This window comes from Chryseobacterium sp. UNC8MFCol (assembly GCF_000482305.1).
In the GTDB taxonomy this organism is placed as follows: Bacteria; Bacteroidota; Bacteroidia; order Flavobacteriales; family Weeksellaceae; genus Chryseobacterium; species Chryseobacterium indologenes.
In genome coordinates, this window is the sequence record NZ_AXUZ01000004.1 from 265,099 (window position 1) to 278,546 (window position 13,448).

The window sequence follows — 13,448 nt, forward strand, 5'->3', positions numbered from 1 at the left end:
GAAGAAAAAACACAAAACCTACTATTTATCAATGACTTAAATTGAATATTTTAGTTTTTTACTGTATTTTACATCATGCAAAATATAAAAAAGTAAATCTTGTGTAACCTTTTTACCTTTTCAAACGTATATTATATAGTAACTCTTTTTTGAGGATAAAAATAAATGAGACAATTAAAGATCACTAAGCAGGTTACCAATAGGGAAACTGCTTCATTAGACAAGTACTTGCAGGAAATTGGTAAAGTAGAACTGATCACTGCGGACGAAGAAGTAGAATTGGCACAAAGAATACGTGCTGGCGACAGAGCTGCACTTGAGAAATTAATCAAAGCCAACCTTCGTTTCGTAGTTTCCGTATCTAAACAATACCAGAATCAAGGCCTTTCTTTACCCGATTTGATTAATGAAGGTAACTTAGGATTGATGAAAGCGGCAAAAAGGTATGATGAAACTAGAGGTTTCAAATTTATCTCTTATGCAGTATGGTGGATCCGTCAATCAATTTTGCAGGCGTTGGCTGAGCAATCAAGAATTGTAAGACTTCCGTTGAACAAAATTGGTTCCATCAATAAAATTAATAAAGCATACGCTCACCTTGAACAGGAAAACGAAAGACCACCTTCTCCGGAAGAATTGGCCGAAGTTCTTGACATGAGCGAGGAGGATATCAAAGAATCTATGAAAAACTCCGGAAGACACCTGTCTATGGATGCACCTTTAGTAGAAGGTGAAGATTCTAACCTTTATGATGTATTGCGTTCAGGAGAATCACCAAGCCCGGATAAAGATCTGATGCTCGAGTCTCTGCAAATCGAGATTGAGAGAGCATTGAATACTCTGACTCCAAGAGAGGCTGATTTGGTAAGATTATACTTCGGACTGAACGGGAAACACCCAATGACTTTAGAAGAAATTGGTGAAACTTTCGATCTTACAAGAGAGAGAGTACGTCAGATCAAAGAAAAAGCGATCAAGAGATTGAAACACAACACCAGAAGTAAGATTCTGAAATCTTATTTAGGTAAATAATTTTCGCGTACAATGTAACAGGCGGAGTTTGATTTTCAAACTCCGCTTTTTTTGTAACAATATCCGAAATATAGTCAACTAATTAAAATCATAGTTCAAATAGGAACTGAAGAGAATTTAAATGCGTATTTTTAAATATTGATGCAGAATGATTTTCTATAATAAACACCATTAACAAAAACAATCTATGAAAAAAATGATCTTCGCCTCTGCCATAGCTCTTTCTTTATTTTCCTGCAGAGAAAACAAACCGGAAAATGCCGTAGAAGATAATGCCGTTGACAACGCAGAATCTTCAGTGTCAGCCTCATTTAAAAGTTATCGTGGGAATGACACAACCGTTGATAATATCTATTTTGAACTGATTAAAAATGATAAAAAGCTGACGGACCTCAACACCAAAATTGTGAAAACATTTGAGGAAACAGGAAAAGCTTTAGCTCAATATAAAAGTGTTTTAAACACCTCAGCATCATTTTATCAGGATGCTGCCCAGCAGACAAAACAGATTCAGGATACCCTGATCAGGCAGCAGATAGAACAGGAAATTCTGGCCAGCTCGGAACAGTATAATCTTAAAGTTAAAAATATTACAGATCGTATCAACCAGATTACCAAAAACAATGAAACACTTACTAACTTATATACTGCTTTTAAAATCAGAAAAACGCTTCCCGAAATTGAAAAATATCAAAATGCACATCCTTTAAAAACAGATAGTCTGGATAGCTTTATCAGCAGGCAAAACAAACTTCTGGAAGAACTAAAAAATGTAAAATAACACCTCTTATGAATTATACTACGAAATGGCTTACAGATAAAACACGTGTTGAAGAACTCGTAGATTTTTTTATTACCCACAAAACAGATTCCTATATTTCCCACAGTGAAATTATGTATGGCAGAGCTATTGATTCCGAACACTGGAATCCTGATCTGAGAGCAGTACTGAGAGCACAACTGATGGAAGATTATAACTATGATGAGACGTCAAAATTAAAGATTCTTATTGCAGAAGATGAAAACGGAAAAATTGCAGGAATGCTTGTTTTCAATGTAATCAGCAGTCCTTTTAAAAAATATGCGGTTTTAGAAGATATGCTTTTGGATCAGTCTGTGAGAGGCCAGTCTCTGGGAAGTAAATTGCTGCAGGAAGTGATTGAAGATTCCAAAAACTGGGGCATCAGCTTTATCATGCTGGAAAGTGGAGTCAACAACCATGGTGCTCATCATTTTTTTGAGAAGTATGGATTTCAGAAAGTGTCTGAAAGTTTTATGTTAACATTATAATGTAAACTTAAAAAAGTATCCTAATGAATTCAATTTCAATAATCGGAGCCGGAATCGGCGGATTGACTCTTGGGAATGTTCTCAAGCAGCATCAATACGATTTTACCATCTACGAATCTGCCCATGAAATAAAACCTGTTGGAGCCGGGATCATGATGGCAGTCAATGCAATGCAGGTTTTTGACCGGCTAGGACTAAAAGAGAAAATTGAAAGTGCAGGAAACAAAATTCACAGAATTACGATAGCCGACGAATCCTTACGGACGATTTCACAGACAGAAATTCTTGACCTGGAAAAACAATACAACTCTTGCAATGTAGCCATTCACCGCGCTGAACTTCAACGGATTCTTGCCGAAAACCTCAAAACAGAAGACATTCTTCTCAACCATTCTCTGCAAAAAATTGAAAAAAAAGAAAACTACATTATAAATTTTGAAAACGGAACCCGGATAGAAACCAAAGTTGTTTTCGGAGCAGATGGTATAAAATCCAAGGTAAGAAATCAGATTCTGAAAACCGGTACCATCAGAAGTGCAAACCAAAAGTGCTGGCGTGGTCTGGTGGATTTTGAACTGCCCGAAAAATATCATCAGGAAGCTTTTGAAATGTGGGGCAAAGGAAAACGGTTTGGCTTAGTAAAAATTTCTGACAAAAAAGTCTACTGGTATGCCTGCATTAATGAGAAAAGTTTTAGCCGACACGCAATGATTTCTGATATTTTCAGTGATTTTGATTCTTTAGTTCTGCAAATTATTGACTCTACTGCAAAGGAAAATATTATTTGTAATACTATTTCTGACCTCTCTCCCATCCCGGACTGGTATACTGAAAATCTATGCCTGATCGGAGATGCGGCCCACGCTACGACGCCCAATATGGGACAAGGTGCCTGCCAGGCGATTGAAGATGCGTACATCATCGGCAGGCTACTGGAAAAAACCGATGATTTCAATGTAATATTTGAGGAATTTCAGAAAATAAGAAGAAAAAAGGTAGATTATATCGTTAATACAAGCAGAAATATCGGAAAAATTTCTCAATGGGAAAAAGGAAATACTTTACGTAACTTCTTCATGAGATTGATTCCGGATAGCACCCAAGAAAAAATGGCCCGTAAAATTATTGAACTGGAAATGTAGTATTTATGTAAATTTAATAACCTTGAAAATAATAAAAAAATGAAAAAAATCTTTTATGCATTACTCCTCATGTTAGGGTTTCAGAGCTTACAGTCACAAGACATCCCGCTATTGGACAGGGCACTTTTTTTTGGAAATCCTGAAATTTCAGGAGGCAAACTGAGTCCTGACGGAAAATGGATTTCTTTTACAAAAGAGTATGAAGGAATCATGAACATCTGGGTAAAAAAAATTGATGAACCTTTTGAAAAAGCACGCCCCCTGACAGATAGCAAAAGGCCGTTGAACGGATACTTCTGGTCTGATGATGGGAAGTACATCCTGTACGTGAAAGACAAAAACGGTGACGAGAATATGAATATTTTTGCCGTAGATCCAATGGCAAAAGCAACCAAAGGCGTGCCCGAATCAAGAAATATCACACCTCTACAAGAGGTAGCTGCACAGATTTATATGGTCAGTAAAAAAGATCCTGATCTGCTCATGATAGGATTAAATAACCGTGATAAAGCATGGCATGACCTGTATTCTTTAAAAATTTCTACAGGGGAACTGAAAAAAATATTTGAAAATACGAACCGCATCACAAGATATAATTTTGACTGGGATGAAAAACTCAGAATAGTAAATAAAACTGATGAAAAAGGAAATACCCAGTTTCTGTATAAAGATGGAGATCAACTAACGCCGATCTATGAGACATTGGTTACAGAGGAAGCATATATTCCCAGCTGGAACGAAGATAATTCTAAATTCTATCTGGTGACAAATAAAGGAGACATCGATAAGTCTACCCTATTTTTAATGGATCCGAAGACTAAAAAGACGACCAAAATAGAAAGTGATCCCAAAGGAAAAGTAGATTTCGGTAACCTATTTATAGACCGCAACACCAGAAAAATCATTGCAACGTCTTATACCGGTGATAAGACTGAAAATTACTGGAAAGATAAAACATGGGAAGACAATTACAAATTCCTACAGAATAAATTTCCTGGAAGAGAGATAGACTTCTCCAGTTCTACAAAAGATTATTCTAAATCTTTAGTGACAGCCTGGGGAGATCAATATGCTTCAGAATCTTACTTCTTTGATGCAAAAACCAAAGAGCTGGTTTTTCAGTACACGCCAAGAGCGGAGTTAAAAAAAGTTGAAAAGTATCTTGCTCCTATGACTCCTATCACGTACAAAAGTAGTGATGGACTTGAAATTCCGGCTTATCTTACTTTACCGGCAGGATCGACGGGCAAAAATGTACCCATGGTCGTTCTCGTTCACGGAGGACCAAAAGGACCCAGAGATTATTGGGGCTACAACTCTATTGTACAGTTTTTGGCGAACAGAGGTTATGCGGTATTGCAACCAAATTTCAGAGCCAGCGGAGGTTACGGCAAAAAGTTTCAGAATGCAGGAGATTTGCAATGGGGAAAGCTGATGCAGGATGACATCACCTGGGGAGTTAAACACTTGATAGAAAAAGGAATCGCTGATAAAAACAAAGTAGTTATCATGGGTGGAAGCTATGGTGGCTATGCAACATTGGCAGGCTTAGCCTTTACCCCCGAAGTGTATGCTGCCGGAGTAGACATTGTAGGACCGAGTAATCTTTTTACTTTACTGGATTCGGTTCCTGCTTACTGGGAATCTTTCCGGGCGGCATTATACGGAATGGTAGGAGATCCTAAAACAGAAGAAGGTAAAAAACGTATGTACGAAGCAAGTCCTTTATTCAGTGTAGACAAGATCAATAAACCATTATTGATTGTACAGGGTGCCAATGATCCGAGGGTTAAACAGGCTGAGGCAGACCAGATTGTCATTGCTCTTCGTGAAAAAGGTAAAAAAGTGAACTATATTCTCGCAGATGATGAAGGCCACGGATTCCGTAAACCGGTGAACAGTATGGCCATGTATGCTGAAACTGAGAAATTCCTTTCTGAAGTTATCGGAGGAAGATATCAGAAAGATATGCCGGAAAATGTGGCAAAGCGACTGAAAGAAATGACCGTCGACATAAAGTCTGTTACCTATACCCCGGCAAAAGACACCAAAGAACAAAAAGTTTCAAAGTAAGACTCAAATGTATAAAACAAAGCCACTTCATTGCTGAAGTGGCTTTAATTTTTCAAACAAGATGTATGCAAAAGATGTTTGAAACTTATTGTACTATAAATTTAATAGGTTAAGGTAACACCTGCTCCCCAGCCCATTTCATTATCATAATTTCCCGAAAGTGATAACCACTTTTGTACGATATACCTCAATCCGGTTGAAAACTCTCCGTCCGAATTCACACTGAAATTCCCCCTTAACCTTCTTGAAAGCGGAATATCTTCCCGGCTCAGTTCCAGCAATACTTTTCCATTTTGGTCTACACTTGCATCAGCAGTAATCAACATAGGTAATACATACTGCATCCCGACTATAAAGGCAAACTTATTTTTTGAAGCTTTCTGTTGTCCAAACCATGTTTTCTTTCCGTTGAAGCTCATTCCCATACCTTCAGCCATCTGCCTTTCCATAATTTCGTGGTTTTTTTGAACCCTGAATCCGGCATATGGAAGCGCCCACTGGAATTTTCCTAAAAATCTACCCACTTTTGCACTTCCTTCAAAATGATCAAAGTTCCAGTTTGAATGAAATTCATTAAGATTGGCCCATCTTGGTCCGAACATCGTCATGGTTTCAGCATGTATTTTATTGCTTGCTACATCCAGCATCGCCATTGAGCTGATCATCTGGTTATCTTTCATAAAATTCTTCCAGGCCAGTTTCCTGTTTGGAAGCTGTGGATTGGGTTTTGAATTTTCATAACTGAATATTCTTCCCATTCCTGCCATCATATGGTATAAAATATGGCAGTGAAAAAACCAGTCTCCATCCTGGTTAGCCGCAAACTCAATCGTTACGGTTTCCATTGGCATAATATCTACTACATTTTTCAACGGAGAATAGTCTCCTTTTGAATTGATAAGCCTGAAATCATGACCGTGAAGGTGCATCGGGTGGCGCATCATGGAGTTATTATACAATTTGATTCTTAAAATCTCTCCTTTTTTAATTAAAATCTTATCCGTTTCAGTTACTGTTTTATTATCAAGGGTCCAAAGATAATGGTTCATATTTCCTTCCAGGGTAAACTTCATTTCACGAAGGCTGTCGGTAGGAAGTATTGTTTTTTCAGGAGATTTTAAAATATTGTAAGAAAGCCTTTTGATGGTTTTCTCTTCTTTCATATCCATCCCTGAGTGCTGAGAATGATCTTCTATCTTGTCTTCCCTGGTTTTTACACCCATCATTTCATTCATATGTTTCATGGTGGTTTTTCTTTGATTTTCAGATAATTCCGGATACATTACCTCGTTCATGTCCATCATCTGATTTCCCATTGTCATATTCATCGGCTTCATATTTCCGCTCATTTCCATCATGCCGTTCATCATTTTCATGCCTTCGAAAAGCATCAGCCTCGGTAAATTGGGGGCTTCCACTTTCTCTCCGGAGCCCAGCCAAAGGGAAGCATGACCGATTCTGTCTTCTGATGTAGCACGGAATTCAAAGCTTTTATTTTCCGGAATGGTAACTTCAATATCATAGGTTTCTGAAACCCCGACAATCAGTCGGTCCACCTCTATCGGAACCACATCATTTCCGTCATTTCCAACTACCTTTATTTTTCCTCCGCCATAATTTAGCCAGAAATAGGTTGATGAACCTCCATTGGCGATTCTTAACCTCACTTTATCACCGGCTTTCAGATTGGAATAATCTGAACTTGGAACTCCGTTAATCAGGAATTTATCGTAGTATACATCACTTACATCCATTGCTTCCATTCTTTTCCATTCATTCAGGGCTTTGGTTCCCAAATTCCCGGACTTGATTGCCTCCCAATAACTTTGCACAGCATTTTTCTTTACAGCATACCAGTCTGTATTGGCCATATGAAGTCTTCTGGCAATCTGCATGGGATCATCATCACTCCAGTCTCCCAACAATACAGGAATCTCTGCATTATATTCAGTTTTCGGTTCCCCTTCTCGTTTCTTGAATACCAAAATACCATTCATCCCTATTTGCTCCTGAAGGGCCTCGTGAGAATGATACCAATAGGTTCCGTTTTGAGAAATTTTAAACTTATATAGATGGGTTTCACCCGGCTTTACAGGTTTTGTGGTTAAGTAAGGAACTCCGTCATGTTCATTGGGCAAAATAACTCCATGCCAGTGAAGTCCGGTATTTTCCTTGAGCATATTGTGCAGATAAATTTCTGCGGTATCTCCTTCTGTAAAGTATAAAGTCGGGGCCTGAAGTTTACCGTTAATCGCCAATGCTCTGCGATTTTTACCTGTAAAATTGACAATCGTGTCTTTGACATATAAATCATAACGAACGGTCTTTCCTCCAAAGGTTACCTTACCGTTCTCTGAATTTCTTTTCAAAGCTCCACTTTCATTGGGTTGCTTCTCTGCAGCAACATGATTATGGTTTTCTTTTTCAACCAGTTCCATTCCGCACTTAGGGCATTTTCCCGGTTTATCCGAAATTACTTCGGGATGCATACAACAGGTGTAAGCCGTTTGAGATAAAATTTCAGTCTGGCCGGTTAATGTAGTGCCCTGGACCGATTTTATTTTTCTTATGGCATTTGTCTTTTTAGCTTCTTCAGGCTTCTTTGCCTTTTTAATATCAGCCTTGGTTTTATGGTTTTGGGGTTCTGTCGGCTTTATTTTTCCCTCTGATTTAGGAATCGGTTGAGCAGGTACTGATTGTACTGCAACAGTTTTTTTCACCAAAGACATTCCACATTTAGGGCAGTCTCCAGGTTTTGAAGAGACCACTTCGGAATGCATCGGGCAAGTATAATACGTCTTCGTTGCTTGAGCAAAAGTAAAAACAGAGAATAAAAGTAACAGAAACATTATTATCTTTTTCATAATATTTCGAACTTTTTAAAAGCTGCATAGATTAAAGTAACATTTACATTAACCCATGCAACTGTTTGTTATGTAAATAAATACGGTATTTATTTAATTTCTGACTTTACGCTTCCGCATGAAAGCATGGATTTACCATAGTATGGATTAGCAATCTGCTTTTCATTACTCAACCAGCTTGCATCAGCCATTGGGCAATATTGTACATATACAGGTTTTTCAGACAGCTTAAATTGTTTTGTCAACGCGATCATATTATCAGAAAGATTCATAAAATTTTCTCTCTGAGCTGTAACAGTTCTGGCTTCGGAAATTGAAGACGCATCTTTTCTAAGAATGTTAAGATTACCTTCCGAGACCTGTTTATAATCAATAGTTGAAGCGGTTTTGATAAACTCTGTAGCGGCTTTTGAAGTTTTATCTGCATCATCTGAAGCTAATGCTGCTTTAATAGCAATATAGTTCTGATACAATTTGGAAACCTGGGCATCTTTTTTAGACTGCGCTGAAAGTGAAATAACTGAGAATAAAGATAATGCTGCTGTAATGATATACTTTTTCATTGTTGTAAATTTTAGAATTAATTTTTTAAATAGAGAATAATTAAGCACAAAGGAATATGCGCCAGAACATGTCGTCATTGTACCGATATGATGTTCATACCAACAACGACTGACGAATTCTAAATTCTAAAATTACAATGATTGATGTAGATAGGTACCGGCCGGAATTCCGGCGGTGCATTGATCTGGATCTGAGTGAATTTGGTAGCTGAAAAAGACCTATCAATAAAAGCAAACTGGTGCTTCACCGGGACTTCTGAAATCTGCCCTAAAAACTCAAGATGTAGCAGATCTGATTTTTGGGAATCATCAACTTTTACAATTTTGATTTCTGTTTTGCAGCATTCCTTTTTATTTTTAACGCCACATTTTCCACAGATATCATCTACTTTCTGACTTACAGAAACCAATTCTTTCATGCAATAGTGAATGCTAAAAGCCGCTCCGGAAGAAAACCCGAAGTAGAAAATAGAAAACAATATGGCAAGAATCTTTTTCATTGGTAGGACAAAGTTAAAAATATCAGTGAGATCATTGTTATAAAATTTGGTAATGTTGTTACAAAATTCAGGAAACAGAATAAAACTTCAATTTTAACAGACTCAGGATTTGGTACATCAGTTTTAATAAATTTACAAACAGTTTCATGATAAGAACAAAAAATTTTCAGAAATTAACTTTTCAATAATTCCATTGGCTCCTCAATTACCGCTTTTTCATTTTAATAGTCTCTTTGGATTATAAACGCTTCTGAAATTCTTTTCATCCCAATTTTATCGTAGAAATTTAATGCATCTTCTGAAGAATGGAGAATTATTTTACATTCTTTTCCTGCATGTTCTCTTGTTATTTCAATTAATCTTTTTCCAATATTTAAATGCCTAAATTCTTTGTTCACACAAATATCAGATAGGTAACAACAATAGCTAAAATCGCATAATGACCGGGCAATACCTACTAATTTATTTTCTGACCAGGCAGATACAACAAGATTTGCATTATCAAACATTTTCTGTAAACGAAGGTCATCATTCATATTGCTAATTGGTAAATAATCGGACATGAAAAACAGATCTTTAATTGTCTTAATTTCTATCTTTTCGTTTATTTTAAATATAATATTGCTCATATCATTTTTACTAACCTTCAAATTTACATATTCCATCAATATAATATATACCTTTACATTTATAAATTAACTATTTTAAAATCAATCAATTGTTGTTATTATAATGTACATCTTCAAAAATAGGAGTTGTCTATATCAGAAAAACCATAGTTATAAAATTCCGGGCAAATAAAATCCTCTGAATTGTTTTTCAGAGGATCTTTTTATGTTTTATCTACCCGCAGATAATTCTGATTAAGTAAACTTTACAGTTTAAATTCTAACTTCACATTAAAGAAACGTCCTGTAAGGCGAACCGGAACAGGATACATATAATTGGTATTGTAATCTGTTACCCATTGGTTGGCAACTGTATTATTAATATTAAATGCATTGAAAACCTGAACTCCTAATGTCAGCTCCTGGAAATTTCCCCAGAAACCGGACGCTTTATTTTTATTTTTCGGATCGATAAATACTTTCGTTAGCCCGATATCTACCCTTTTGTAAGCAGGTAATGTCTTCTGATAAGTATATGCAGAATTAAAGTCAGGTTGCCCGTTGCTGTCAAACATTACAGGAGCTCCCGTAGGTAATCCCATTGCATAGACCAGTGTAAGGTTAACTCTCATTGATGGAAACTGCGGCATATAATCCTGATAGAACATTGCAAACCTGAAACGCTGATCGGTTGGTCTCGGAATATTTCCTTTTCCATCAATATTCTCATATACTCTGGCATAACTGGCAGATAACCAGGAATCTACCCCGGGAACAAACTCTCCGAATAAACGGGTATCAATTCCATAGGCGTATCCTTTAGAATTATTCTGTCCTGAATACCGGATTCTTACATTATCCATATAATAAGGAATCAGGTTATCCATCTTTTTATAATAAAGTTCTGTGGTAAGCTTAAATGGACGGTCATACATCTGAAACTCATAATCATTGGCAAGAATCAACTGTATGGAACGCTGTGATTTTATATTGGAATTGAAGTTCCCATCCAGGTCTTTAATTTCCTTATAAAAAGGCGCCTGATAATAAATTCCTCCTGAAAGCTTAAATAACATATCGCTATCCCAGTCCGGTTTTATGGCAAACTGAACTCTTGGGGAAAAAATGGTTTCTTTATTGAAACTCCAGTTGGCTACACGTACCCCGGCATTCACAAATACCTTGCTGGCTCCCCAGTAAAACTTCTGGGAATATTGTGCATAAGCAGACAGTCTTGTAGGTTCAATATTGTTTCTTCCTGCAATATAATAAGCCAGCTTGATGTCTCCGGTGGCACCTGTTCTCGGATCGATAACTTCCGGTCTCGGAAGGCTGTATCCTGCAGAATCAATTAATTTCCATTCATTGGTAAAGTCTTTCAGATTTTCTTTTTCATATTTAAATCCGACTTCAATATCAGTATTTACATTAGGTGAAAATTTTGCCCTGAACTGTGTTCCGTAGGTTCTTACAAACAGATCATTCCGGGCATGTTCTATCTGTCCACCGGTATCAAATGATGAAACCGGTTCTTTGGTTACAGGATCAAAAGTCTGCAGTTCGTATCCGGATTGTATCGAATAGTATTCTCTTTCCCTGTTCTGATAAGCGAACGCATCCAATGTAAGTTTCCAGTTATCCGCCGGCTTATAATTCATTGAAAACGTTCCCATCATATTTTTGTACTTGTCATTTTCTTTACCATCATACCCGATATTAACAGTAATGGGCTGCTGAAGGCTTCCAAATGTAACACTTTTGTACTTGGGAATCATCTCATAATCATTCTTAGAGTAATAGCCTATGAATGACATGGAGAGTTTATCACTGACATGGTAATTAAGGTAAGACTGAAAATCCCAATAGGTAGGATTAAAGTCTGTATCTTCCTTTAATGTATTGAGAACAAGGTTGGTATTTCTATATCTTCCTGAGAATAAAGCGGTAAACTTTTTGTTTTTTGACGCAAGGCCTGTTGTAAGTCTTCCTCCGATTAAACTCGCTTCTCCTGAAACCTCAAATTTTTCAGGTTCACGGTAATAGATATTTAAAGCAGAAGACATTTTATCACCATATCTGGCTTCAAATCCTCCTGCTGAGAAATTCACTGTTGAGACCATATCCGGATTAATGATACTCATCCCCTCCTGTTGAGAGTTTCTGATCAGGAAAGGTCGGTAGATTTCAATATCATTAATGTAGATAAGGTTTTCATCGTAGTTTCCACCACGTACCATATATTGGGATGAAAGCTCAGTATTGGAGTTTACAGAAGGTAAGGTTTTGATAAGACCTTCAATTCCTCCACTGATAGAAGCCACTGCTTTGGCCTCTTTTGCTGAAATTTTCACGTTGGTAAGGTCGTTGGTTCTTCCTGTCGTTTTTTTCTGGAATACAACTTCCTCTATATCGGTCACTTTAGTGGTTACCGTATCTTTTTTTCTCTGCTGAGAAAAGAACAGTACGGGAACCAAAAGGCTAAGCGGTAAAACTAGTTTTTTCAAAAGAAATATTTTAGAATTTCTAAAATTAATGTTTTTTTAACAATTACAAAATCGATTCTCTAATTCTCGTTAATTTTTGTAATAAATCTTCTAATAAATCTAATCTTAACATGTTGGCACCATCAGAAAGTGCTGTTTCAGGGGTAGGATGTGTTTCAATGAAAAGTCCGTCTGCCCCCACTGCAATTCCCGCTTTAGCAATCGTTTCAATAAGTTCCGGTCTTCCTCCGGTAACCCCGGAGTTCTGGTTGGGTTGTTGTAAAGAATGCGTAACATCCAGAATGACAGGTGCATATTCTCTCATGGTAGGAATTCCTCTATAATCTACAATCAGGTCTGTATATCCGAAAGAATTCCCTCTCTCGATAATGGCAACTTTCTGATTATCTGAATCTGTTACTTTCTGAACGGCAAATTTCATGGCTTCCGGGGAAAGGAATTGTCCTTTTTTCAACGTTACACATTTTCCGGTTTTTGCTGCTGCAACCAAAAGGTCTGTCTGGCGTACTAAGAATGCCGGAATCTGAAGAACATCTACATATTGTGCTGCCAATGCCGCATGCCCATTTTCATGAATATCCGTTGTAGTAGGAATATTGAAGGTTTCACCAACTTTTTTAAGAATTTCAAGAGATTTTTCTTCACCAATGGACGTAAAAGAGTCCACGCGGCTTCTGTTGGCCTTTTTGAAACTTCCTTTGAAAATATAGGGAATATTATATTTGTCTGTGATGGTAATAACTTTCTCTGCAATTCTCAATGCCATATCTTCTCCCTCAATAATACAAGGTCCTGCAATAAGAAAAAAGTTTTTTGAATCTTTGTGCGAAATATTATCTAAATACTGAATCATTTTGTTGTAATTAAAAAGT

General features: G+C 37.0%; 11 protein-coding genes. 5 read left to right on the forward strand and 6 right to left on the reverse strand.

What is annotated here, in order from left to right; genetic code table 11:
- Positions 1-165 precede the first annotated feature (165 nt).
- From M030_RS0104395 to M030_RS23740, 5 genes are all read left to right on the forward strand, one after another.
- The gene (locus M030_RS0104395) at positions 166-1,032 is read left to right on the forward strand and encodes an RNA polymerase sigma factor RpoD/SigA (RefSeq protein WP_002979276.1); all 867 of its coding nucleotides are present in this window, start codon (positions 166-168) and stop codon (positions 1,030-1,032) included.
- A gap of 187 nt (positions 1,033-1,219) precedes the next feature.
- On the forward strand, positions 1,220-1,813 hold the full coding sequence (locus M030_RS0104400) for a hypothetical protein (protein WP_027372430.1): 594 nt from the start codon (positions 1,220-1,222) through the stop codon (positions 1,811-1,813).
- An 8-nt stretch (positions 1,814-1,821) separates the two neighbouring features.
- On the forward strand, positions 1,822-2,322 hold the full coding sequence (locus M030_RS0104405) for a GNAT family N-acetyltransferase (RefSeq protein WP_027372431.1): 501 nt from the start codon (positions 1,822-1,824) through the stop codon (positions 2,320-2,322).
- A gap of 23 nt (positions 2,323-2,345) precedes the next feature.
- Complete coding sequence (locus M030_RS0104410; protein ID WP_027372432.1) at positions 2,346-3,464, forward strand: FAD-dependent monooxygenase; 1,119 nt, start codon at positions 2,346-2,348, stop codon at positions 3,462-3,464.
- Between the two features lie 39 nt (positions 3,465-3,503).
- Positions 3,504-5,537: an alpha/beta hydrolase family protein gene (locus tag M030_RS23740; RefSeq protein WP_051584889.1), complete on the forward strand. Its 2,034-nt coding sequence runs from the start codon at positions 3,504-3,506 to the stop codon at positions 5,535-5,537.
- A 101-nt stretch (positions 5,538-5,638) separates the two neighbouring features.
- Here M030_RS23740 and M030_RS0104420 read toward each other — a convergent pair whose 3' ends face one another.
- The 6 genes from M030_RS0104420 to kdsA all read right to left on the reverse strand — a co-directional run bounded on the left by M030_RS0104420 (position 5,639) and on the right by kdsA (position 13,429).
- Positions 5,639-8,401 carry a multicopper oxidase domain-containing protein gene (locus tag M030_RS0104420; RefSeq protein ID WP_027372433.1) on the reverse strand — a complete coding sequence of 921 codons (2,763 nt, stop codon included), beginning with the start codon at positions 8,399-8,401 and terminating at the stop codon, positions 5,639-5,641.
- Positions 8,402-8,490: 89 nt separating this feature from the next.
- Positions 8,491-8,964, reverse strand: a complete 474-nt coding sequence (locus M030_RS0104425; protein ID WP_027372434.1) for a DUF3347 domain-containing protein — start codon at positions 8,962-8,964, stop codon at positions 8,491-8,493.
- 119 nt (positions 8,965-9,083) lie between these two features.
- Entirely contained in the window at positions 9,084-9,464 is a 381-nt protein-coding gene (locus M030_RS0104430; protein WP_027372435.1) for an HYC_CC_PP family protein, read from the reverse strand.
- 221 nt (positions 9,465-9,685) lie between these two features.
- A complete protein-coding gene (locus tag M030_RS0104435) occupies positions 9,686-10,093 on the reverse strand; it encodes a GNAT family N-acetyltransferase (RefSeq protein WP_027372436.1) in 408 nt (135 codons plus the stop codon).
- Positions 10,094-10,338: 245 nt separating this feature from the next.
- On the reverse strand, positions 10,339-12,576 hold the full coding sequence (locus M030_RS0104440) for a TonB-dependent receptor plug domain-containing protein (RefSeq protein WP_027372437.1): 2,238 nt from the start codon (positions 12,574-12,576) through the stop codon (positions 10,339-10,341).
- A gap of 43 nt (positions 12,577-12,619) precedes the next feature.
- Entirely contained in the window at positions 12,620-13,429 is an 810-nt protein-coding gene (gene kdsA / locus M030_RS0104445; RefSeq protein WP_027372438.1) for a 3-deoxy-8-phosphooctulonate synthase, read from the reverse strand.
- Positions 13,430-13,448: the final 19 nt, after the last annotated feature.